Annotated in this window: 21 protein-coding genes, 3 tRNA genes and 1 pseudogene; 4 read left to right on the top strand and 21 right to left on the bottom strand. The window is 66.2% G+C overall.

Annotated elements, in window-relative coordinates:
• Nucleotide 1: 1 nt before the first annotated feature.
• The 21 genes and pseudogenes from nuoK to ACYQ7X_RS12525 all read right to left on the bottom strand — a co-directional run bounded on the left by nuoK (nucleotide 2) and on the right by ACYQ7X_RS12525 (nucleotide 20,175).
• Nucleotides 2-325 carry an NADH-quinone oxidoreductase subunit NuoK gene (gene nuoK, locus ACYQ7X_RS12625; RefSeq protein ID WP_459697386.1) on the bottom strand — a complete coding sequence of 108 codons (324 nt, stop codon included), beginning with the start codon at nucleotides 323-325 and terminating at the stop codon, nucleotides 2-4.
• Nucleotide 326: 1 nt separating this feature from the next.
• Entirely contained in the window at nucleotides 327-1,046 is a 720-nt protein-coding gene (locus tag ACYQ7X_RS12620) for an NADH-quinone oxidoreductase subunit J (protein WP_459697384.1), read from the bottom strand.
• Nucleotides 1,047-1,055: 9 nt separating this feature from the next.
• Nucleotides 1,056-1,544 carry an NADH-quinone oxidoreductase subunit NuoI gene (nuoI, locus tag ACYQ7X_RS12615; protein ID WP_459697383.1) on the bottom strand — a complete coding sequence of 163 codons (489 nt, stop codon included), beginning with the start codon at nucleotides 1,542-1,544 and terminating at the stop codon, nucleotides 1,056-1,058.
• Nucleotides 1,545-1,589: 45 nt separating this feature from the next.
• A complete protein-coding gene (gene nuoH, locus ACYQ7X_RS12610) occupies nucleotides 1,590-2,594 on the bottom strand; it encodes an NADH-quinone oxidoreductase subunit NuoH (protein ID WP_459697382.1) in 1,005 nt (334 codons plus the stop codon).
• Nucleotides 2,595-2,600: 6 nt separating this feature from the next.
• Complete coding sequence (gene nuoG / locus ACYQ7X_RS12605; protein ID WP_459697381.1) at nucleotides 2,601-4,655, bottom strand: NADH-quinone oxidoreductase subunit NuoG; 2,055 nt, start codon at nucleotides 4,653-4,655, stop codon at nucleotides 2,601-2,603.
• A 5-nt stretch (nucleotides 4,656-4,660) separates the two neighbouring features.
• Entirely contained in the window at nucleotides 4,661-5,986 is a 1,326-nt protein-coding gene (gene nuoF / locus ACYQ7X_RS12600) for an NADH-quinone oxidoreductase subunit NuoF (RefSeq protein ID WP_459697380.1), read from the bottom strand.
• Between the two features lie 147 nt (nucleotides 5,987-6,133).
• A pseudogene (locus ACYQ7X_RS12595) lies at nucleotides 6,134-6,745 on the bottom strand (complex I 24 kDa subunit family protein); the annotation flags it as partial.
• 2 nt (nucleotides 6,746-6,747) lie between these two features.
• Nucleotides 6,748-7,971 (bottom strand): NADH-quinone oxidoreductase subunit D, encoded by a 1,224-nt coding sequence (locus tag ACYQ7X_RS12590; protein WP_459697379.1) that lies wholly within the window; start codon nucleotides 7,969-7,971, stop codon nucleotides 6,748-6,750.
• A 3-nt stretch (nucleotides 7,972-7,974) separates the two neighbouring features.
• The gene (locus ACYQ7X_RS12585) at nucleotides 7,975-8,622 is read right to left on the bottom strand and encodes an NADH-quinone oxidoreductase subunit C (protein WP_459697378.1); all 648 of its coding nucleotides are present in this window, start codon (nucleotides 8,620-8,622) and stop codon (nucleotides 7,975-7,977) included.
• A complete protein-coding gene (locus ACYQ7X_RS12580) occupies nucleotides 8,615-9,199 on the bottom strand; it encodes a NuoB/complex I 20 kDa subunit family protein (RefSeq protein WP_459697377.1) in 585 nt (194 codons plus the stop codon). Before ACYQ7X_RS12580 ends, ACYQ7X_RS12585 begins: the two co-directional genes overlap by 8 nt.
• A gap of 5 nt (nucleotides 9,200-9,204) precedes the next feature.
• A complete protein-coding gene (ndhC, locus tag ACYQ7X_RS12575; RefSeq protein WP_459697376.1) occupies nucleotides 9,205-9,570 on the bottom strand; it encodes an NADH-quinone oxidoreductase subunit A in 366 nt (121 codons plus the stop codon).
• A gap of 237 nt (nucleotides 9,571-9,807) precedes the next feature.
• A tRNA-Asp gene (locus tag ACYQ7X_RS12570) sits at nucleotides 9,808-9,884 on the bottom strand.
• Between the two features lie 460 nt (nucleotides 9,885-10,344).
• A tRNA-Val gene (locus ACYQ7X_RS12565) sits at nucleotides 10,345-10,419 on the bottom strand.
• 276 nt (nucleotides 10,420-10,695) lie between these two features.
• Entirely contained in the window at nucleotides 10,696-10,956 is a 261-nt protein-coding gene (locus tag ACYQ7X_RS12560) for an HU family DNA-binding protein (protein WP_459676232.1), read from the bottom strand.
• Between the two features lie 248 nt (nucleotides 10,957-11,204).
• Nucleotides 11,205-13,616: an endopeptidase La gene (gene lon, locus ACYQ7X_RS12555; RefSeq protein ID WP_459697399.1), complete on the bottom strand. Its 2,412-nt coding sequence runs from the start codon at nucleotides 13,614-13,616 to the stop codon at nucleotides 11,205-11,207.
• Between the two features lie 231 nt (nucleotides 13,617-13,847).
• On the bottom strand, nucleotides 13,848-15,101 hold the full coding sequence (gene clpX, locus ACYQ7X_RS12550; RefSeq protein WP_459697375.1) for an ATP-dependent Clp protease ATP-binding subunit ClpX: 1,254 nt from the start codon (nucleotides 15,099-15,101) through the stop codon (nucleotides 13,848-13,850).
• 274 nt (nucleotides 15,102-15,375) lie between these two features.
• A complete protein-coding gene (clpP, locus tag ACYQ7X_RS12545; RefSeq protein WP_459697374.1) occupies nucleotides 15,376-16,023 on the bottom strand; it encodes an ATP-dependent Clp endopeptidase proteolytic subunit ClpP in 648 nt (215 codons plus the stop codon).
• Nucleotides 16,024-16,361: 338 nt separating this feature from the next.
• Complete coding sequence (gene tig, locus ACYQ7X_RS12540) at nucleotides 16,362-17,696, bottom strand: trigger factor (RefSeq protein ID WP_459697373.1); 1,335 nt, start codon at nucleotides 17,694-17,696, stop codon at nucleotides 16,362-16,364.
• A gap of 102 nt (nucleotides 17,697-17,798) precedes the next feature.
• Nucleotides 17,799-17,883 (bottom strand) — tRNA-Leu (locus tag ACYQ7X_RS12535).
• Nucleotides 17,871-19,424 carry an NAD(P)H-hydrate dehydratase gene (locus ACYQ7X_RS12530; RefSeq protein ID WP_459697372.1) on the bottom strand — a complete coding sequence of 518 codons (1,554 nt, stop codon included), beginning with the start codon at nucleotides 19,422-19,424 and terminating at the stop codon, nucleotides 17,871-17,873. The genes ACYQ7X_RS12535 and ACYQ7X_RS12530 overlap by 13 nt, the downstream gene beginning before the upstream one ends.
• 160 nt (nucleotides 19,425-19,584) lie before the next feature.
• Nucleotides 19,585-20,175: a type 1 glutamine amidotransferase domain-containing protein gene (locus tag ACYQ7X_RS12525; RefSeq protein ID WP_459697371.1), complete on the bottom strand. Its 591-nt coding sequence runs from the start codon at nucleotides 20,173-20,175 to the stop codon at nucleotides 19,585-19,587.
• Between the two features lie 304 nt (nucleotides 20,176-20,479).
• Between ACYQ7X_RS12525 and ACYQ7X_RS12520 the strand changes: the two genes are divergently transcribed.
• The 4 genes from ACYQ7X_RS12520 (at nucleotide 20,480) to rpmA (ending at nucleotide 22,787) form a co-directional block, all read left to right on the top strand.
• Entirely contained in the window at nucleotides 20,480-21,229 is a 750-nt protein-coding gene (locus ACYQ7X_RS12520) for an SDR family oxidoreductase (RefSeq protein WP_459697370.1), read from the top strand.
• Between the two features lie 53 nt (nucleotides 21,230-21,282).
• The gene (locus tag ACYQ7X_RS12515) at nucleotides 21,283-21,999 is read left to right on the top strand and encodes a YoaK family protein (RefSeq protein ID WP_459697369.1); all 717 of its coding nucleotides are present in this window, start codon (nucleotides 21,283-21,285) and stop codon (nucleotides 21,997-21,999) included.
• Between the two features lie 176 nt (nucleotides 22,000-22,175).
• Nucleotides 22,176-22,493 carry a 50S ribosomal protein L21 gene (gene rplU, locus ACYQ7X_RS12510; RefSeq protein ID WP_459697398.1) on the top strand — a complete coding sequence of 106 codons (318 nt, stop codon included), beginning with the start codon at nucleotides 22,176-22,178 and terminating at the stop codon, nucleotides 22,491-22,493.
• Nucleotides 22,494-22,520: 27 nt separating this feature from the next.
• Entirely contained in the window at nucleotides 22,521-22,787 is a 267-nt protein-coding gene (gene rpmA, locus ACYQ7X_RS12505; RefSeq protein WP_459697368.1) for a 50S ribosomal protein L27, read from the top strand.
• The last annotated feature ends 43 nt before the right edge of the window (nucleotides 22,788-22,830 follow it).

Raw genomic sequence — 22,830 nt, 5'->3', positions numbered from 1 at the left:
CTCAGCCCTTCATCAGATTGACGTCTTCGACCGCGATGGAGCCGCGGTTGCGGAAGTAGATCACCACGATCGCAAGGCCGATCGCCGCTTCGGCGGCGGCCACCGTCAGCACGAACATGGTGAAGACCTGCCCGGTGAGGTCGTGCAGCATGCCGGAGAAGGCGATGAAGTTGACGTTCACCGCGAGCAGGATGAGTTCGATCGACATCAGGATGGTGATGACGTTCTTGCGGTTGATGAAGATGCCGAAGATGCCCACCACCAGCAGGATGGCGGAAACCACGAGATAGGGGCCGATCCCCACGGGCAGGCCGGTGCCGGGCATGTCAATGCGCTCCGCGATGCTGGGCGGCGGCGGCGGTTTCGCCTGCCGGCGGTAGGGTGAGGTCGGGCTCGGGCCGGTTCAGCACCGGATCGGGCCGCAGGATGCCAAGCTCGCGCACGCCGGCACCAGCTGGCACATCCAGCATGACGAGGGTCTCCGAAGGCCGCCGCGCCACCTGCCGCGCGATGTCCTGGGTTTTGGAGCGCCGCCGCTCGCGATGGGTCAGCACGATGGCGCCGATCATGGCGACCATGAGGATCCCCGAGGCGCTTTCGAAGAGGAAGGCGTAGTGGGTGTAGAGCACCTGGCCCAGCGCCTCGGTATTGGTGATCCCGGCCGGCATCGGCGTGATCCGCAGGCCCGTCGCCGCCGGGGCGATCTTCCAGCCGCCGAGGATGAGCACCAGTTCGAGGAAGAGGATGATGCCGACCACCGCCCCGATCGGGGCATAGCGCTGCACCCCCGCGCGCAGCTCGGAAAAGTCGATGTCGAGCATCATGACGACGAAGAGGAACAGAACCGCGACCGCGCCGACATAGACAATGAGGAGGATGAAGGCGAGGAACTCCGCCCCCGCCAGCAGGAAGAGCGCGGCCGCGTTGAAGAAGCAGAGGATGAGGAAGAGGACGGAATGGACGGGGTTGCGCGCCGTCACCACCATCACCGCCGAAGCGATGAGGACGATCGCGAAAAGGTAGAAGAATATCTGAGCGAAGATCATGGCGCGGGCTTACCGATACGGGGCATCGAGTTCGAGGCGCCGGGCGATCTCCGGCTCCCAACGGTCGCCGTTCGAGAGCAGCTTCTGCTTGTCATAGAGAAGCTCCTCGCGGGTTTCGGTGGAGAATTCGAAATTCGGGCCTTCGACGATGGCATCCACCGGGCAGGCCTCCTCGCAGAGGCCGCAATAGATGCATTTCACCATGTCGATATCGTAGCGCGTGGTGCGGCGGGAGCCGTCTTCCCGCGGCTCGGCCTCGATGGTGATGGCTTGCGCCGGGCAGATCGCCTCGCAGAGCTTGCAGGCGATGCAGCGCTCCTCGCCATTGGCGTAGCGGCGCAGCGCATGCTCACCGCGGAAGCGGGGTGAGAGCGGGCCCTTCTCGAAAGGATAGTTCAGCGTCGCCTTCGGGCGGAACATGGTGCGGAAGGTGATCGCCATGCCCCCGAGCAATTCGCTGAGCAGCAGGCTGCGCGCCGCGCGGTCGAGAACACCCATTATCTCATTCCCCTTCTTGCTGCCGCAGCCAGCAACCGACGCATCTCAACCATGGGGCAGCCACCCGAAAGCTTCGAGCACCACCGCCACCAGCACCATGTAGCCCATCGAAAGCGGCAGGAAGACCTTCCAGCCCAGCCGCATCAGCTGGTCGTAGCGGAAGCGCGGAAAGGTCGCGCGCACCCAGATGAAGACGAACATGATCAGGAAGATCTTGAGGATCAGCCAGATCGGGCCCGGCACGAAGGTGAGGAAGGGCAGCGGCGCCATCCACCCGCCGAGGAAGAGGATGGAGATCATGGCGCTCATCAGCACCATGTTCGCATATTCGCCGAGGAAGAACATGGCATAGCTCATGGAGGAATACTCCACCATGAAGCCGGCAACGATCTCGCTCTCGCCCTCCGGCAGGTCGAAGGGCACGCGGTTGGTCTCCGCCAGCCCCGAAATGAAGAACACCACGAACATCGGGAAGAGCGGGATGCAGAACCACAGCCCGTTCTGAGCGAGAACGATCTGGTTGAGGTTGAGACTGCCGACGCAGAGCAGCACCGACACCATGATGAAGCCGATCGAGACCTCGTAGCTCACCATCTGGGCGGCGGAGCGCAGGGCACCGAGGAAGGCGTATTTCGAATTCGACGCCCAGCCCGCGATGATGATGCCATAGACACCGAGCGAGCTGATCGCGAAGAGATAGAGCGTGCCGACATTGATATCGGCGACCGCGAGGCCATTGCCGGTCGGCACCACCGCCCAGGCGAACATGGCCAGCGTGAATGTCAGGATCGGGGCGAGCAGGAACAGGCCGCGATTGGCGCCCGAGGGGATGATCGTTTCCTTCATGATCATCTTGATCGCATCTGCGAAGGGCTGCCAGAGGCCGAAGGGGCCGACGACATTCGGCCCTTTGCGCATCTGCATCGCCGCCATGATGCGGCGCTCGGCATAGGTCGCGTAGGCGACGATCAGGAGCAGCGGCACCAGCACCGCCAGCGTCTCGAGGGCGGCGAGGATGATATGGCCGAGGATGGTGGAGAAGAAACCCATCGCCGCTTACTCCGCCGCCTGAAGAAGGGGCCGGAAGGTCTCGGTGCAGGCTTGCATGGTCGGGCTCGCGCGGCTGATCGGGTCAGTCTGGTAGTAATCCGCAATCGCCGGCAGGAAGGCCCGGCTGCCGAGGGTCTCGCCGCGGTCGGCGGGGCCGGCGGTATCGGTCGTCGCGAAGCGGGTGAAGCGATCCACCTGGCCGAAGACCGGGTTGACGCTTGCCAGCCGCGCGCGCAGCGCCTCGATCGTGTCATAGGGCAGCGGCCGGCCGAGCACGGCGCTGAAGGCGCGGATGATCCGCCAATCCTCCTTCGCCTCGCCGAGCGGAAAAGCCGCCTGGCCGGTGCGCTGCACGCGGCCTTCGGTGTTCACGTAGGTGCCGCTCTTCTCGGTATAGGCCGCGCCCGGCAGGATCACATCCGCCCGCGCCGCGCCCCGATCACCGTGATGGCCCTGGTAGATCACGAAGGTCTCGGGCGGGATCGCCGCCGCATCGAACTCGTCCGCGCCGAGCAGCCAGAGGACATCGACGCCGCCCGAAGCCATCTCGGCCCAGTTCCGCCCCTCCGGCCCCGGCACGAAGCCGAGATCGAGCGCGCCGACACGCGCCGCCGCGCGATGCAGGATGTTGAAGCCGTGCCAGCCTTCGGCGAAGGCGCCGACCTTCTCGGCGAGCGACCAGGCTGCCGCCAGCACCGCCGCGCCGCCCGCGCCTTCCAGGGCCCCCTCGCCCAGCACGATCATCGGCTTGGTGGCGCGGCTCAGCACCTCGGCGAAGGCGTGCTCGCCCGAGAGCAGCGCGGCGAGCGTCTCGGCCCCCGTCCCCAGCCGCTCAGACGGATAGGTGAGATCCTGCGCCGGCCCGATGACGCCCACCGCCAGGCGGTTCTGCCGCCAGCGCTTGCGGATGCGGGCATTGAGGATCGGCGCCTCGTGGCGCGGATTGGTGCCGATGAGGAGGATGGCGTCCGCCTCCTCGATCCCGGCGATCGTGGTGTTGAAAAGGTAGTAGTCCCGCCGGCCGAGGTCGAAGGCAGCCCCGCCCGGGCGGCAATCGATATTGGCGGAACCGAGCGTCGCCATCAGATCCTTGAGCGCCAGCATGCTCTCGGCATCGGCGAGATCGCCGGCGAGCGCGCCGATCCGCGCGCCCGGCACGTCGCGCAGCCGCCCGGCGATCGCCATGAAGGCCTCTTCCCAGGTCACCGGCCGAAGCTTGCCACCGACCTTGGCCCAGGGCTTGTCCAGCCGGCGGCGCGTCAGCCCATCCACCGCATGGCGGGATTTGTCGGCCAGCCACTCCTCGTTCACCGCCTCATGCAGACGCGGCAGGATGCGCATCACCTGCGGCCCGCGCGTATCCACCCGGATCGCGGAACCCACCGCATCCAGCACGTCGATGCTGTCGGTCTTGCGCAGCTCCCAGGGCCGGGCGGTGAAGGTATAGGGCTTGGAGGTCAGCGCACCCACCGGGCAGATATCGACGAGATTGCCCGAAAGCTCCGAGGTCAGCGCCTGCTCGACATAGGTGGTGATCTCGAGATTTTCCCCGCGCGAGACGCCGCCGAGTTCCGGCACGCCGGCAATCTCGGTCGCGAAGCGCACGCAGCGCGTGCATTGGATGCAGCGCGTCATCACCGTGCGGACGAGCGGGCCGAGATCCTTGTTGCGGACCGCGCGCTTATCCTCGGTATAGCGGGAATGATCCCGCCCATAGGCCATCGCCTGGTCCTGCAGGTCGCATTCCCCGCCCTGGTCGCAGATCGGGCAATCGAGCGGGTGGTTGATGAGCAGGAATTCCATCACGCCACGGCGGGCGCGGCGGACCATCTCGCTATCGGTCTTGACGACCATGCCATCGGCCACCGGAAAGGCGCAGGAGGCGACGGGCTTCGGCGCCTTCTCGACCTCGACCAGGCACATCCGGCAATTGGCCGCGACCGAAAGCCGATCATGATAGCAGAAGCGCGGCACTTCCCGCCCCGCCGCTTCCGCCGCCTGGAGCACGGAGAAGCCGGCCGGAACCTCGACCTCGATGCCGTCGATCGTGAGTTTGGGCATCAGCGCTACTCCGCCGCGATCGCCATGGGTTGCGTGGAACTGGGGGAAGCGCCGATGCGCGCCTTGTAGGCAGCGATGCGCTCTTCCATCAGCGGGCGGAAATGCCGGATGAGGCCCTGGATCGGCCAGGCCGCAGCATCGCCCAGCGCGCAGATCGTATGGCCCTCCACCTGGCGCGTCACCTGCTCCAGCATGTCGATCTCCTCGATCTCGGCGCGGCCTTCCACCATGCGGTTCATGATGCGCATCATCCAGCCCGTGCCTTCCCGGCAGGGCGTGCACTGGCCGCAGCTTTCATGCTTGTAGAAGGCGGAGATGCGGGCGATCGCCTTGATCAGATCGGTCGATTTATCCATCACGATGACCGCGCCGGTGCCGAGGCCGGAGCGCATTTCCCGCAAACCGTCGAAATCCATGATCGCGGTCTCGGCCATCTCCTTGGTGATCATCGGCACCGAGACGCCGCCCGGGATGACCGCGAGGAGATTGTCCCACCCGCCGCGCACGCCGCCGGCATGGGTCTCGATCAGCTCGCGCATGGTGATGCCCATCGATTCCTCGACGGTGCAGGGCCGGTTCACATGGCCCGAGATGCAGAACAGCTTGGTGCCCTGGTTCTTGTCCCGCCCGAAGCTTGAGAACCAGGCGGCGCCGCGGCGCATGATGGTCGGCGAAACGGCGACCGTCTCGCAATTCGTCACCGTGCTCGGCAGGCCATAAAGGCCCATCGCGGCCGGAAAGGGCGGCTTGGAGCGCGGCATCCCCTTCTTGCCTTCGAGGCTTTCCAGCATCGCCGTTTCCTCGCCGCAGATATAGGCGCCGGCGCCGCGATGCACGAAGACATCGAAATCATAGCCCGATCCGGCGGCGTTCTTGCCGATCAGCCCCGCCGCATAGGCTTCCTCCACCGCCGCCTGGAGGCGCGTGTATTCGAGCCAGTATTCGCCGCGGATATAGCAATAGGCGGCGGTCGCCCCCATCGCGAAGCCGGCGATGAGGCAGCCTTCCACCAGCTTGTGCGGCTCGTTGCGCAGGATCTCCCGATCCTTGCAGGTGCCGGGCTCGCTCTCGTCGCAGTTGACGACGAGATAGGCCGGCTTATCGCCGCGATCCTTTGGCATGAAGGACCATTTGAGGCCGGAGGGGAAGCCCGCCCCGCCGCGGCCGCGCAGGCCCGAGGCCTTGATTTCATCGACGATCGTGAAGCGGCCGCGGGCGAGAAGCTCGGCCGTGCCATCCCAGTCGCCGCGTGCGCGCGCGCCGTCCAGCCGCCAATCCCGCTGGCCGTGCAGATTGGTGAAGATGCGGTCGCGGTCTTGCAAGAGTGCCATGGCTCAGGCTCCCGGCTTGGCGGCAGGCTCGGCCGGCTGGGCCGCCTCGGCGGCGGCCTTCTCGGCGGCGGCGCGGGCGGCCGCTTCCTCGCGCTGCTTCTTCAAAGCGGCATATTTCTCGGGCGACCAGAACTCTTCCGGATGGGTCAGCGTCGTCGGCCCGCCCTCCGCCTGGCTGCCGAAGCGCGCGATGGTCGGGCCCGGCTGCGGGGTCTCGCCCCGGCGGAAGGCTTCGAGCAGCGCTTCCGTGCGCGGCCCGTCGAGATCCTCGTAATAATTCTCGTTGTTCACCTGCATCATCGGCGCGTTGGAACAGGCGCCGAGGCATTCGACCTCGGTGAGGGTGAACATGCCATCCGCGCTCGTCTCGCCGAGATGCGCGATGCCGGCGACCTTCTTGCAGGCGGCGACCACCTCGTCCGATCCGCGCAGCCAGCACGGCGTCGTGGTGCAGACCTGCAGGTGGTAGCGGCCCACCGGCTTGAGGTTGAACATCGTATAGAAGGTGGCCACCTCATAGACGCGAATCGGCGGCATGCCGAGGCGGGCGGCCACCGCGTCCATCGCGATGCGGGGGATCCAGGCGCTGCCGGTCTCCTGCCCCATCTGGCGCTGGACGATGTAGAGCAGGAAGATCACCGCACTCGCCTGCCGCTCCGGCGGGTAGCGCAGCAGGATGCGTTCAATCTCGGCCTCCGATTCCGCATTGAAGGCGAAATGCGTCGGCTCGACCGCGGAGGCTACAGGGGATTGGCTCATGATTACCTGTCGATTTCGCCGAAGACGAGGTCGATGGACCCGATGATGGAAACCGCATCGGCCAGCATATGGCCGCGCGCCATCTTCTCCATGGCTTGCAGATGGGCGAAGCCCGTCGGCCGGATCTTGCAGCGATAGGGCCGGTTGGTGCCGTCCGCCACCAGGTAGACCGCAAATTCGCCCTTGGGCGCTTCCACCGCCGTGTAGGTCGCCCCCGCCGGCACGTGGAAGCCTTCGGTGAAGAGCTTGAAATGATGGATCAGCGCTTCCATCGAACGCTTCATCTCGCCACGACGGGGCGGGGTGAACTTATTGTCCTGCACCCGCACCGGCCCCGGCTTCATCGCGGCGAGGCATTGCCGGATGATCTTGAGGCTCTCCCGCATCTCCTGGATGCGGACGAGGTAGCGATCATAACAGTCGCCATTGCGGGCAACCGGGATGTCGAACTGCACCTCATTGTATTTGGCATAGGGCTGGGCGCGGCGAAGATCCCAGGGCACGCCCGAGGCGCGCAGATTAGGCCCCGAAAAGCCCCAGTTCAGCGCCTCTTCCGCCGTCACGATGCCGATATCGACGGTGCGCTGCTTCCAGATGCGGTTCTCGGTCAGCAGGCCTTCGAGATCGTCCACGAAGGCCGGGAAGGTGTCGCACCAGGCGGCGATCTTTTCCTCGAGCCCGGCCGGCAGATCACGGTTGACGCCGCCCGGCCGGATGTAATTCGCATGCATCCGCGCGCCCGAGGCCGCCTCATAGAACTCCATCAGCTGCTCGCGCACCTCATAACCCCAGAGGCTCGGCGTCGTCGCGCCGGCATCGAGCGCGAAGGAGGTGACGTTGAGCAGGTGGTTCAGGATGCGGGTGATCTCGCCGAAGAGGGTGCGGATCCACTCCGCCCGCTCCGGCACCGTGATGCCGAGCAGCTTCTCCACCGCGATCGCGTAGCAATGCTCCTGCGCCATCGGGCTCACGTAATCGAGCCGGTCGAAATACGAGACGTTCTGCAGATAGGTCCGGTATTCCATCAGCTTTTCGGTGCCGCGATGCAGCAGGCCGACATGCGGATCGGCGCGGTCCACCACCTCACCATCCATCTCCAGGATGAGGCGGAGCACACCGTGGGCCGCCGGATGCTGCGGCCCGAAATTGATCGCGTGGCTGTCGATCTCGACGATCTTGGTGCGCGGATCGACGGTCGGCGTCTCGGCGATATTGATTTCCACCATGCCTCAGCCCTCCCGATGCGCCTTCTCATCCCCGGGCAGCGTCGTCATCGCTTCCCAAGGCGAGATGAAATCGAAGCGGCGGAAATCCTGCACGAGCTTGACCGGCTCATAGACCACCTGGCGCCGCTCCTCGTCGTAGCGAACCTCGACATAGCCGGTCATCGGGAAGTCCTTGCGCATCGGGTGCCCGACGAAGCCGTAATCGGTGAGGATGCGGCGCAGATCCGGCTGATCGGAGAAGGGAATGCCGAAGAGATCCCAGGCCTCGCGCTCCCACCAGGTTGCCGCCGCCCAGAGGCCCGAGACGGAGGGCACCGGCTGCACACCATCGGTCGTCACGATGACGCGGATGCGCTGGTTCAGCGAGACCGAGAGGAGGTTATAGACCACCTCGAACCGCTCTTCCCGCTCCGGCCAGTCAACCCCGCAGATATCCATGCATTGCTCGAAGGCAAAGCGCGGATCGTCGCGCAGGGTCTGCATCACCCCCGGCAGGGCGGCGAGACTGGTGCGCAGCACGACCTCGCCAAGCTCGACGCGTGCCGTCGTCTGCGGTGCAAGCGCGCCCGCGGCGGCGGCCAGCGCCTCATGCGGGCTCAATGGCGCCGGCGGCAGCGCCTCGGCGGGCGCCGTGTCGTTTGCATCAGCCACGAAGGATCGTCCCCGTCCTGCGGATTTTCTTCTGAAGCTGCATGATGCCGTAAACCAGCGCTTCCGCCGAAGGCGGGCAGCCCGGCACATAGACATCGACCGGCACGATCCGGTCGCAGCCGCGCACCACGGAATAGGAGTAATGGTAGTAGCCGCCGCCATTGGCGCAGCTGCCCATGGAGATGACCCAGCGCGGCTCGCTCATCTGGTCGTAGAGCTTGCGCAAGGCCGGCGCCATCTTATTGGTCAGCGTGCCGGCGACGATCATCACGTCGCTCTGCCGCGGGCTCGCGCGCGGGATGACCCCCATGCGGTCGAGATCGTAGCGCGGCATATAGGCGTGGATCATCTCGACGGCGCAGCAGGCGAGGCCGAAGGTCATCGGCCACAGGCTGCCGGTGCGCGCCCAGTTGACGATCTTGTCGAGATTACCGACGACGAAGCCGCGCCCGGCGATCTCCCCGGTGATCGCGCGCATCACCGCATCCTGCTCCGGCCCGGGCGGCAGCTCCCGCCCGTTCCACATCACCTCGCTGCCGGTTTCGCCAGCAGCACCAGGGGCGATCCTGTCGCTCATCGCCATCACTCCCAATCCAGCGCGCCACGGCGCCAGGCATAGACGTAGCCGACGGTGAGTTCGGCAAGGAAGGCGAGCATGGTGAAGAGGCCCAGCAGCCCGATATGCGAGAGGCTGACGCCCCAGGGAAAGAGGAACGCCACTTCGATATCGAAAATGATGAAGAGGAGGCAGACGAGGTAGAAGCGCACATCGAAGCGGCGGCGCGCATCGTCGAACGGCTCGAAGCCGCATTCATAGGCGGAAAGCTTCTCGGCATAGGGTTTCTGCCGCGCCGCCAGCACCGCCGCTGTCATCATGGCCGTGGCAATCCCCGCGGCGATCGCTCCAAAGATAAGAATGGGCCAGTACTGCGCAAGCAGAGTTTGCACCTTCATCTCCCTGGTCGTCAGGCGATCACGGCGAAGCGCCGCGACAAAGCATTCTTCGCGGCAGCAGCATCAGGAACCTAGACCCTCCGCCCGCAGCGCGCCACCCCCCTTAACCCATTGTCATGAAAGCCGCGTAACTTTGTAACGCGGCCCGCGCGACAGGCCTCCCGGCGCGATCGGCCAGAGGCGGAGCGTCACGATGTCATGGGAAGGAAAACTGAATTCCTGCTGCGTCGCTGGCGCGAGTGACGGGGCTCGAACCCGCGACCTCCGGCGTGACAGGCCGGCGCTCTAACCAACTGAGCTACACCCGCAGCGACGGGTGGGGAAGTAGCCCGCGGGCGCCGACCCGTCAAGCGCGGATTGCCGCCGAAATGACGCTTTGGTTGCGCGTCCGCAGGGGGGCGTGCCTGCACCGCTGGGCGTTGACAGGAAGCCGAGCCATTCGCGTGAGTCGCGCCGCGCGCGGGCGGCCGGGCGGAGCCGCGGCTGGCCTTGCCCGCTTTGCCCGCCCGGCATGGACGGTCGGTGCGGCGGGCGCCGCGCGCCGAGGGGCGCAGCTGGGTCTTGCGATCGTTGAGCGAAACGCTGCCGTCGAGGACGGTCAAACCCGGCCCTCAGCCCATCAGACTGATCGGGAAGCATGCGTCAGATTCGTCATGCCTGGCACGAAGCCGGGCAGGCCTCGGTTGTAGCGATTGAAGCGGCTTCTGACACCGACACTGGCATCCGAGGCGCCGCTGGCCAGTTCAATAAGGGGAATGCTGGCGCCGGTGGTGGGCGGTGACGGGTTCGAACCGCCGGCCCTCTCGGTGTAAACGAGACGCTCTACCGCTGAGCTAACCGCCCACAGGCCCCGGCCCTCGGCGCGCGCTGGTGTAGAGAAATCAGGGGGCTTTGGTAAAGCCCCCTGCCCCGTTTGCATTGCGCATCACGGTGGCGCTCAGGCACTTATTCGTGTCAACGCGGCTGTCGCAGTGCCCAAAAGGGAAGCGCACACGTGGCGCTGGTCGCGCCGGGTCGCGTCACGGCGCTCATGGGCATCACGCCGGATCGGGATCAGCGTCGCCCAGGACGAAATCCCGGCCGGTGGGTCTCCCCAAGCCCGGCCGGAATCTTGGACTATCAGTTCAGCGCGTCTTTCAGCGCCTTGCCCGGCTTGAACCGCACCGAGGTCGAAGCCGGGATCGCGATCTCCTCGCCCGTCCGCGGGTTGCGGCCGGTGCCGGCCTTGCGCTGCGCGGTCACGAAATTGCCGAAGCCCACCAGCCGAACCTCGGAGGACTTCAGCCCTTCGGTGATCGTCGCGAAGACCGCATCCACCACTTCCCCCGCCTTGGCGCGAGAAAGGTCCGTCGCTTCGGCAACGGCGGCGATCAAATCCATTTTGTTCACGCTGGAACTCCCTGTTCACATTGCACCAACCCGCGGCGGCCCGATGCCCAAAGTATGGGGCGGCTGCCGGGGCAACTCTCACCGGGGCCCACCCAGCCGCCGCCGGAAAGCGGCACGGCCGCGCGGCCCCGCGGAACTCGCTCAAACCAATTCAGTAGTTACGCCATAGGGCAGGAAAAGGGCGGTGAACAGCCATTCACCGCCCTTTTCCGCCAAGATCTAGTCGAAAAGAATGAGGCTCAGTGGGGCAGCAGGGGCGCCGCCACCGGGCTTTCGGATTTCGCCGGAATCGGCGTCTCTTCGGGTTCAACCCATTCAATAGGCTCAGCTTTGCGAACCAGCGCCTGGCTGATCACCTCATCCACATGGCTCACCGGAATGATCTTGATGGCCGTCTTCACGTTTTCGGGAATTTCCGCCAGATCCTTCTCATTCTCCTTCGGAATGAAGGCGGTGGTGATCCCCGCGCGCAAGGCGGCCAGCAGCTTCTCCTTCAGCCCGCCGATCGGCAGCACCCGGCCGCGCAGCGTGATCTCGCCCGTCATGGCGACATCGCGCCGCACCGGGATGCCGGTCAGCACCGAGACGATCGAGGTTGCCATGGCAATGCCGGCGGAAGGTCCATCCTTCGGCGTCGCCCCCTCCGGCACATGGACATGGATATCCCGCTTCTCGAAAAGCGTCGGCTTGATGCCGAAGGTGATGGAGCGGCTGCGCACATAGCTGATGGCCGCCGCCACGCTCTCCTGCATCACGTCGCCGAGCTTGCCGGTCTGCTTCACCCCGCCCTTGCCGGGCAGCAGCACGCTTTCGATGGTCAGGATCTCGCCGCCCACTTCCGTCCAGGCGAGGCCCGTCACCACGCCCACCATGTCCTCGGCTTCCGCCTCGCCATAGTGGAACTTCTTCACCCCGGCATAGGGCTCGAGGTTCTGGGCGGTGAAATCGACCCGCTTGGCCTTGCCGGTGACGATCTCCTTCACCGCCTTGCGCGCCAGATTGGCGACCTCGCGCTCCAGGTTCCGCACGCCCGCTTCCCGCGTATAGAAGCGGATAAGGTCGCGCAGCGCATCCTCCGAGACCGACCATTCCTCCTTCTTGAGGTTATGCGCCTGGCCCTGCTTCGGGATGAGGTGGCGCTTGGCGATCTCGATCTTCTCATCCTCGGTGTAGCCGGGGATGCGGATGATCTCCATGCGGTCGAGCAGCGGCTGCGGCATGCGCAGGCTGTTCGCCGTCGTCACGAACATCACGTCCGACAGGTCGTAATCGACCTCAAGGTAATGATCCGCGAAGGTGCCGTTCTGCTCCGGGTCCAGCACTTCGAGCAGCGCCGAGGACGGATCGCCCCGCCAATCGGCGCCGAGCTTGTCGATCTCGTCGAGCAGGAAGAGCGGGTTCGAGGTCTTGGCCTTCTTCATGCCCTGGATGACCTTGCCTGGCATGGAGCCGATATAGGTCCGCCGATGGCCGCGCACCTCCGCCTCGTCCCGCACGCCGCCGAGCGACATGCGCACGAAGTTCCGGCCCGTCGCATGCGCGATCGACTTGGCGAGCGAGGTCTTGCCGACGCCGGGCGGCCCCACGAGGCAGAGGATCGGCCCCTTCACCTTCTGGCTCCGCACCTGCACCGCGAGGTATTCAAGGATGCGCTCCTTGATCTTCTCCATCGCATAGTGCTCGTCGTTCAGCACCTTCTCGGCGGCGACAAGGTCAGACTTGATCTTGCTGCGCTTCTTCCAGGGGATCGAGAGGATCCAATCGAGGTAGTTACGCACCACGGTCGCTTCCGCGCTCATCGGGCTCATGCTGCGCAGCTTCTTGATCTCGGCCATCGCCTTGTCCCGCGCTTCCTTGGAAAGCCGGGTCTTGGCGATCTTCTCCTCGATCTCGGCGATCTCGTCCCGCCCGTCCTCGCCCTCGCCCAGCTCCTTCTGGATCGCCTTGAGCTGTTCGTTGAGGTAGTATTCGCGCTGCGTCTTCTCCATCTGCCGCTTCACGCGGTTGCGGATGCGCTTTTCCACCTGCAGCACGCCGATCTCGGTCTCCATATGGCCGAACAGCCGCTCCAGCCGCTCGCCCACGCCCTGCATCTCCAGAAGCTCCTGCTTCTCGGCGATCTTGAGCGCCAGATGGCTCGCCACGGTATCGGCGAGCTTGCCCGGATCGTCGATCTGGTTCAGCGAGACCAGAACTTCCTGGGCGATCTTCTTGTTGAGCTTGATATACTGCTCGAACTGGCCGACCACCGTGCGGCCGAGGGCTTCCAGCTCCTTCGGATCGCCCGTGGTCTCCGCCACCGGCTCGACCTCGGCCTCGAAATAGTTCTCGACCTCGGTGAAGCGCGTCACCCGGGCGCGGCTCGTGCCTTCGACCAGCACCTTCACCGTGCCGTCCGGCAGCTTGAGCAGTTGCAGAATGGTCGAGACGGTGCCGACGCGGTAGATGTCATCCGCGCTCGGATCGTCCTGCGCCGCGTTCTTCTGGGCGACGAGCAGGATCTGCTTGCCTTCCTTGGCAACCGCCTCCAGGGCGCGGACGGACTTCTCGCGGCCGACGAACAGCGGCACGATCATATGCGGGAAAACCACGATATCCCGCAGCGGCAGAACCGGCATCCGGCCTTCCAGGGCAACCTCGGTCGCCGTCATCTCTTCGTCACTCACGATGACCTCCTTTCAAGGACAGTCGTTCCCCAGCATCGTCCTCTCGGGGCGGAGCCTTCGCCTGCAGAGGCGCCGGGGCCTCGCCCGGTCCGCATGACGATGCTGGCAACATTGCAAATCCCCCGCGCTTGGCCTCGGTCCGCCCGCCGCCGCGCCTGCCGTCAGCGGCAGCGGCTTGCGGACCCCACGCTGGGCTGGGCCCTCATCAGGCACCCATCACGCACTCTCTTCCGCCCGTTCCTTGCCATAGGTGAACAAGGGTTCGGCGCGGTTTTCCGCCACTTCGCGGTTGATGACGACTTCCTCGACATTGTTGAGGCCGGGGAGTTCATACATCGTGCCGAGCAGGATCTGCTCCATGATGGAGCGGAGCCCGCGCGCCCCGGTCTTGCGCTTGATGGCGCGGCCCGCGACGGAGCGTAGCGCATCATCCGTAAAGTTCAGCTTGACCCCCTCCATCTCGAAGAGGCGGGCATACTGCTTCACAAGCGCGTTCTTCGGCTTGGTCAGGATTTCAACAAGGGCATTCTCGTCGAGATCTTCAAGGGTCGCGAGAACGGGCAGGCGGCCGATGAACTCAGGGATGAGCCCGAAGCGCAGCAGGTCTTCCGGCTCCACTTCCCGCAGCAATTCGCCGGTCTGCCGCTCATCCGGGTCTTTCACCGTGGCGCCGAAGCCGATCCCTGAGCCCTTGCCGCGGGCCGCGATGATCTTGTCGAGGCCGGCGAAGGCGCCGCCGCAGATGAAGAGGATATTGGTGGTATCCACCTGCAGGAATTCCTGCTGCGGATGCTTCCGCCCGCCCTGCGGCGGCACGGAGGCGACCGTCCCCTCCATGATCTTGAGCAGCGCCTGCTGCACGCCCTCGCCCGACACGTCGCGGGTGATCGACGGATTGTCCGACTTGCGGCTGATCTTATCGACCTCGTCGATATAGACGATGCCGCGCTGCGCCCGCTCGACATTGTAGTCCGCCGCCTGCAGCAGCTTGAGGATGATGTTCTCGACATCCTCGCCGACATAGCCCGCTTCCGTCAGCGTCGTCGCATCCGCCATGGTGAAGGGCACGTCGAGCATGCGCGCGAGCGTCTGGGCGAGCAGCGTCTTGCCCGAGCCCGTGGGGCCGAGCAGCATGATGTTGGATTTCGCGATCTCGACGTCATTATGCTTCTGGCCATGGGCCAAGCGCTTGTAATGATTGTGAACCGCGACGCTCAGCACCCGCTTCGCATGTTGCTGGCCGATGACATAATCATCCAGCACCTTGCAGATTTCACGCGGAGTGGGCACCCCATCGCGGGATTTCACGAGATGCGTCTTGTTCTCCTCACGGATGATATCCATGCAGAGTTCGACGCATTCGTCGCAGATGAAGACGGTCGGCCCCGCGATCAGCTTGCGCACTTCGTGCTGGGACTTGCCGCAGAACGAGCAGTACAGGGTGTTCTTGGAATCGCTGGTCTTGCTCATGGCAGGCTCCTCTCCCGGGTCGGCCCAGGCGCCGGTCTATAAGCCTACGCCGCGGGAGCAATATTAAACAAGGTGCAGGCTGGTTTCGCCCTTGGCGATCAGGCCCGCCATCAACGGCACGGCACGTCTTGCGTCTGAAGCCGCGGGCCACCGCCCATGTCGTATGCCCCGACCCTTTCTCTACGCGGGAAGGGCCATACAAGTTTCAGGCCGGCGGGCTTGAGGCCAAGCGGCGGGAGACGGCGCCCCCGCAGCCCGGCCACCCGGCCCCGGCTCAACCCGCCTTCGGCTCCTCGCCGCCAGTCACCGGCCGGCTCTCCACCACCTCGTCGATAAGGCCGAACTCGCGGGCTTCCTCGGCCGACATGAAGCTATCACGCTCCAACTTACGTTCGATGGTGTCGAGAGACTGCCCGGTGTGGCGGACATAGATCTCATTCAGCCGCTGGCGGATGCGCAGGATTTCCCGCGCCTGAATTTCGATATCGGTCGCCTGGCCCTGCGCACCGCCGGAGGGCTGATGCACCATGATGCGAGCATTCGGCAGCGCGTAGCGCTTGCCCGATGCCCCGGCGGTGAGCAGCAGGCTGCCCATGGAGGCGGCCTGGCCGATGCAGACCGTGCTCACCGGGCAGCGGATGTATTGCATCGTGTCATAGATCGCGAGGCCGGAGGTGACGACGCCGCCCGGGCTGTTGATGTAGAAGGCGATGTCCTTGGTCGGGTTCTCGCTTTCCAGGAAGAGCAGCTGCGCGCAGATCAGCGAGCTCATCTCGTCGAAGACCTGGCCGGTCATGAAGATGATCCGCTCTTTGAGCAGGCGCGAATAGATGTCGTAGGAGCGTTCGCCCCGCGAGGTCTGCTCGACGACGATCGGCACCAGGGTGTTGCTATAGACGGTCAGGGGATCGCGGTCTTGCATCGTCAGTCCTTTCCCGCGCGGCCGGCTGGCGCCGCCGCCACGCTATCATGCGAATCTACCGGCATTTCCTCATGAACCTGCCGAACTCGCAAGAGGCCTCCGGCCTCGGGGTGGGCAGGCCAGATCCCTCAACGGCGATCGGGCCCGCGCACCGGCTGGGGCCGGCAAACTCACCCCAATGTGAGGCTTTGCGGGCCGATTGAAAAGGGGGGCGGCGCGCGCGGGCTTCGGCACGCGCCGCGATCGGGCTCAGGATAGCGCTCCAGCCAGGCTCCGCTTGGCGGGCGAAAGGCCACCGGCGGCGAGCCGGCCGAGCAGCGCCCGGCCCGCTCTCAGCCTCAGCCTTCGGCGTCGGTCTCGACGGCGGCGGCGAGTTCTTCCGCCGTCACCGGCTTATCCTCGACGCGGGCGAGTTCGAGGATGTAATCCACCACCTTCTCCTCGAAGATCGGCCCGCGCAGGAATTCCGCCGCCTGCGGGTTCTTGCGGAACATGTCCAGCACTTCCTTCTGGCGCTGACCATACATCATGGCGTGCTGGAAGACGGCGCGGTTCAGCTCTTCGTTCGTGACGGTGATGCCGTTCTTCTGGCCGATCTCGGCGAGCAGCAGGCCCAGGCGCACACGGCGATCGGCGATCGCCTGGTATTCGGCGCGCAACGTCTCCTCGTCCTTGTCCTTGTCGGATTCATCGAGGCGGCCGGCCTTGCGCTCTTCCTCAAGCCGGTCCCAGATCTGCTTGAATTCGCTCTCGGCAAGCGAGGGCGGCACGGCGAAGCTCACCCGCTCGGCCAGCGCGTCCAGCAGCTGGCGCTTGAGGTTCTGCCGCGCCTCGTTGTCCAGCTCGCGCTGCAGCCGGTCGCGGATGAACTTCTTCAGATCCTCCAGATCCTCGAAGCCAAGCTCGGTCGCCAGCGCGTCATTCGCTTCGGCGGCCTCGAAGGTCTTGAGTGCCTTGGCGGTGATCTCGAACTCCGCCGCCTTCCCGGCAAGCTCGGCCGCGCCGTAATCCTCGGGGAAGGTCACCTGGATGGTGCGGGTCTCGCCCGCGCGGATGCCGGCGATGCCCTCGGCAAAGCCAGGGATGAAGCCGGAACCGCCAAGCTCCACCGCCACGTCCTGAGCCGAGCCGCCCTCGAAGGGCGTGCCGTCGATGCGGCCGATGAAATCCACGATCACCGCATCGCCGTCCACCGCCGGGCGATCTTCGGTGACATCGACCTGCTTGCGGCGGCTCTTGAGCAGATTGTCCAGCCCTTGCGTCACGGCGTCCTCGGAAGGCTCGGCCTTGAGGCGGGTCAGCGTGATCTCGCCCAAGGGCGGCACTTCGATCTCGGGCAGCACCTCGAGTTCGAGGGTGAATTCCAGATCCTTGTCGTCACCGGCCGAGACGAGATCGACCTTGGGCTGCAGGGCGGGGCGCAGGCCGCGCTCGGAGAGCAGCTGGCGCGTCGCCTCGTTCACCTGCTCGTCGGAGATTTCGGCCAGCACCGCCGAGCCATAGCGCTTCTGCAGCAGGCTCATCGGCACCTTCCCGGGGCGGAAGCCCGGCAGGCGGATGGTGCGGCTCAGTTCAACCAGCCGGGCCTGCCGCTTCTGGTCGAGATCGGCGAAGGGCAGCGTGACGGTGAAAGACTGCTTCAGCCCGTCGGACTGGGTTTGGTTGATCTGCATTGAACGTCAGGGCTCCGGGTCGAAACAAAAGGCGTTAGAGGGTTGCGTGGCCGGTGGCGTGGCAGCGCGGGCGCAGGGCGCCGGCAGGGTGGGGATGGAGACTGGTGCGGGCGGAGGGACTTGAACCCCCACGGCTTGCGCCACCAGAACCTAAATCTGGCGTGTCTGCCAATTTCACCACGCCCGCGAACCGCAGCCGTAGGGCGGGCGCTTTACAGCAGTCGGGCGCCGCTCACAAGCGCGGGGGCTACACGGCTCACCTGTTTCCTTGGCGTCCGGCGGCAGGAAGCCGGCAAGGGCGCGGGCAATCCCCTCGCCCAGATCCTCGGCGATGAGCCCGGCCGGCGGCCCGGCGAGCTGCGCCGCCGCGCCATGCAGCCAGACGCCGGCGCAAGCCGCCTCGAAATCCGCCATGCCCTGGGTGATCAGCCCGCCGATGATGCCGGCCAGCACGTCGCCCGATCCGGCCGTCGCCAGCGAAGGCGGCGCATTGTGGTTGATCGCCGCCCGCCCATCGGGCGCCGCGATCACTGTATCGGCACCCTTGAGCACGACGACGGCGCCGATCCGTGCCGCCGCCGCCCGTGCCGCCGCGAGCTTGCAGGACCCGACCGGCCCGAACAGCTTGGCGAATTCCCCGCCATGCGGGGTGATGACGGAGACGCCCCGCAGCCGCTCCGGCGCGCCTGCGCAGGCGCCGAGGGCATCGGCATCGGCGACGATCCGCCGCTCTGCCGCGATCAGCTGGGGAAGTGCTTCCCGGGCACGCTCCAACCCTAATCCCGGGCCGCAAATCCACGCTTTACGACGCTGATCTTGCAGTAACTCTTCCAGCGGCGCCTCGCTGATGATGAGCCCCGGCTCGGTCCCCCGCAGAACATCGCCATTGCCTGCGACGACCAGGGTGAGCAGTCCTGCCCCCGCCCGCCGCGCGCCCATCGCGGCCAGCCGCGCGGCGCCCGCCATCTCGCTGCCGGCGAGGATCGAGAGCATGCCGCGGGTGTATTTCTGCCCGGCCATGGTGAGCGCCGGTAATGTCCAAAGATCAGGGCCATTGGCGAAGGTCTTAATCTCATCTCTGAGCATCGCGCCCTCCGGCATGCCGATCGGCGCGCAATGCAGCGCGCCGCAGAGCATTCGCCCCGGCAGCAGCAGATGCCCGGGTTTGAGCCGATGGAAGGTGACGGTGAGGTCCGCGCGCGAGACGGCACCGCGTGCCTGGCCGGTTTCACCGTCGAGGCCGCTCGGCACGTCGATCGCGACGATCCGCCGCGCGGCGCCGAGTACGGCCGAAATCTCGGGCGCGAGATCGCGCGTGAGGCCGGCGCCGAACACCGCATCGATCACAAGGTCGGCCCGCGCCGCTTCGGCGGGCGTGAACTCCGCCTCCGGCCCGCGCCAGCGGGCGGCCATCTGGGCGGCGTCCGATTCGGGCTTCGGCGCGCCGAGGCGGGCAAGGCGCACCGGCCAACCCTCCTGCTGCAACAGCCTGGCGACAACATAGCCGTCCCCGCCATTATTGCCGGGGCCGGCCAGCACCAGAAGCCGGCAGGGCCGGAACCGGGCGCGGATGGCGCGCGCCACCGCCCGCCCGGCGTTTTCCATGAGCGTGAGGCCCGGCACACCGAGCGCCGGCGCGCGTGCATCGACGGCCGCCATCTCGGCCGGCGTCAGCAGTTCGGCCGGCAGGGCGGGCTCGGGCAGGACAGACTCAGGCAGAGGCCGCATCGGCGAGGGGCTTTCTGATCAGCGAAAGGGCCCCGAAGCGGTGCGCGCCCCGGAGCCCCTATACGCTAGCATGGTGAGGACCGAACGCGGGAGCACCGCCGCCGCTCCAGGGCCTTCGCCCCATGGCAGCCGCGCGCCGAAACCCGCGCGCCGGGCCGGCTCAGGAGGCGCGGCGCTGCCCCGCCCTCTGGCCGCCCTCTCTGCCACCCGCCTCGCCCGCCTGTTCCAGGAGATCGACGAAGGCGCGGGAGAAGGCGGGGATATCGTCAGGCTTGCGGGCCGTCACCAACAGCCCGTCCGTCACCGCTTCCTCATCCACCCATTCGGCGCCGGCATTGCGGAGATCGGTCTTGAGGGAGGGCCAGGAGGTCATGCGCTTGCCCTTCACGCCGTCGGCCTCGATCAGCGTCCAAGGCCCGTGGCAGATCGCGGCGATCGGCTTCTGCGCGGTCACGAAATGCTGCACGAAGGCAACCGCCGCCTCGTCCACCCGCAGATAGTCGGGGTTGGCGACGCCGCCCGGCAGCAGGAGCGCGTCATAGGCATCGGGCGTGGTGCCGGAAAGCGGCACGTCGGCGCGGATGCGGCCGGCCTTCTTGTCATGGTTCATGCCCTGGAGCTCGCCCGATTTGGGAGAGACGACGGTGACGGTCGCCCCCGCGGCGCGCAGCACCTCGACCGGGCCGGTCAGTTCCACTTCCTCGAAACCGTCCGTCACCAGGGCGGCGATCTTCTGATGGCTGATGCTCATGCTGTGGTCTCCTTTGGGGATTGCACCCTTTGCGGCGGCGCGGAACGGCAGTGCCCCCCGCGGCCTTGCGCTCAAGCTGAGGATGCCCCTGCTCCGCCGCAACACCCGCCGTACCCGCAGGCGCGTCACCAAACGGCGATCAGGCGGCGGAAGGGCGGCAGCCCGCCACCGCACGCGCGCCCTGCATGCCGGCAGGCGCGGCGCGCATTGCCTGGGGCGGCCGATCTGCCGGATAAGGGGCCATCGCGGCCTCCGCGCGCCCATCCTCGGGCGCGCCGCCGCCCGCACAGGAGAGGCTCAGCCCATGATCGTCTTCATCACCGGCGCCAGTGCCGGCTTCGGCGCCGATATCGCCCGCCTCCTCGCCCCGCTCGGCCATCGCATCATCGCCACCGCCCGGCGGGCGGAGCGGCTCGAGGCCCTCGCCGAGGAACTCGGGCGGGATCGCGTCCTGCCGCTCGCCCTCGACGTGACGGACAAGGAAGCCGTCTTCGCCGCGATCGACGGCCTGCCCGCCGACTGGGCGGAGATCGACGTGCTGGTGAACAATGCCGGCCTCGCCCTCGGCCTCGACCCGGCGCAGAGCGCCTCTCTCGAAAACTGGGAGCGGATGATCGATACCAATGTGAAAGGCCTCACCTACGTCACCCGCGCCGTCCTCCCCGGCATGGTGGCGCGGGACCGCGGGCATGTGGTGAATATGGGCTCCGTCGCCGGCACCTGGCCCTATGCCGGCGGCAATGTCTATGGCGGCACCAAGGCCTTCGTGCGCCAGTTCTCGCTCAACCTCCGCGCCGATCTCGCCGGCACGCGGCTGCGCGTCACCAATATCGAGCCGGGGCTCGTCGCCGGCACGGAGTTTTCCACCGTGCGCTTCGGCGATCCGGCCAAGGCCGCGAACGTCTATGCCAATACGACGCCGCTGACCTCCGAGGACGTGGCCGAGACAGTGCGCTGGGTCATCAGCCTGCCGGCGCATTTCAACGTCAACACCATCGAGATCATGCCGGTGGTGCAAAGCTTCGCCGGGCTCCGCGTGCTCAAGGAGGGATGACCTCGACCAGATATAAACATATATACATACCAGTCCTGCCTGGCTGAGGCTCGATGCGCAAATTTGACCATAACGCCTTCGTTGTCGGCCTCGGCTTCGTGGCCGGGTTCATCGACGTCTATGGTTTCACGCGGCTCTCGGGCCTATTGCCGGCCCATATCACCGGCAACCTCATTTTCCTCGCGATCTATCTCGCGCATAATCACTACGACGTCTTGATGTTCGTCGCGGCCTTGCCGGTCTTCTGTGTCGGCGTGGTCGCTTCCGCCTGGATGATCGGCATTCTGGCGGAGCATGAGCGCGATCCCTTCCTGCCGGCCCTGCTGCTCGAAGCTGGGCTGCTCTTGCTCACCATGGTCTCGGCCTTGGCCTTGGCCAATGCCTCGCATGCCAACAGCCTGGGCAATATCGTCACCGGCACGCTCGTCGTGCTCGCCATGGCGCTGCAAAATACGCTCATGCGGCTCGTTCTGAACAACCTGCCGCCGACGACGGTGATGACCGGCAACCTCACCCAGGTGCTGAGCGATATCGTGGCCTTCGCCTGCCGTTTCCCCTCGATTCGCCACACGAAGAGCGAGAAGGTCATTCTGGAACGGCAGGCGCTCCGCATGCTGCTGACGCTGCTCTCCTTCCTCATCGGCGCGGTGATTGCCGGTATCGGCGGGCGCTACCTCGGCGATTTCGGCCTGCTGCTGCCGATTGCGGCGCTGCTGGTGCTCATCCCCTACGGCCAGCGGGCCCTCCGCGCGACCGCTCCTCAAGCCTGAGCGCCCCTGCCCCGCTTTGCTCGCAAAGCCCTTGACCTGTAATCAGATTGACACCGCCGCCGCTGCTGGATAGACCCCGCCCGCTGGCAAAGGCCGCGCGGGTGTTCCTGCGTCCACCGCCTGCCTCATAAAAAGAAGCCGCCCCAACGAGGGTGCAGCATGAAAGTGAGAGACTGATGTTTGCAGTGATCCGCACGGGCGGAAAGCAATACCGCGTTCAACCGAACGCCATCGTGAAGGTCGAGAAGTTGGAGGCCGAGGCCGGCCAGACCATCACCTTCAGCGAAGTGCTCGCGGTCGGCGGCGAAGGCATCGCCGCCCAGGTCGGCGCGCCGCTGGTGGCGGGCGCGAGCGTGACGGCCACGGTCGTCGCGCAGGACCGGCTCGACAAGATCATTATCTTCAAGAAGCGCCGCCGGCAGAACAGCCGCCGCAAGAACGGCCACCGCCAGCACGTGACCGTGCTGCGCATCGCCGATATCGTCGCGGCCTGAGCCCCGCTTTCCGTAGGAGATTGAGAGATGGCACATAAGAAAGCAGGCGGCTCGTCCCGCAACGGCCGCGATACCGCCGGCCGCCGCCTCGGCGTCAAGAAGTTCGGTGGCGAGAGCGTCGTCGCCGGTAATATCATCATCCGCCAGCGCGGGACCAAGATGAAGCCCGGCCAGAATGTCGGGCTCGGCAAGGACCACACGATCTTCGCGCTGATCGATGGCCGCGTGCAGTTCGAGACCAAGGCAGACCGCGTGCATGTGTCGGTGACGCCGCTGCCGCAGGCCGCCGAGTAAGCAAGGCCCCGAGCCTTTTCGCGGGCCGCCCTGCGGCCCGCCC

It is taken from the genome of Acidisoma sp. C75 (genome assembly GCF_054665095.1).
The sequence above is the reverse complement of the archived record's forward strand: the minus strand, read 5'-3'. Positions and strand labels throughout refer to the sequence as shown.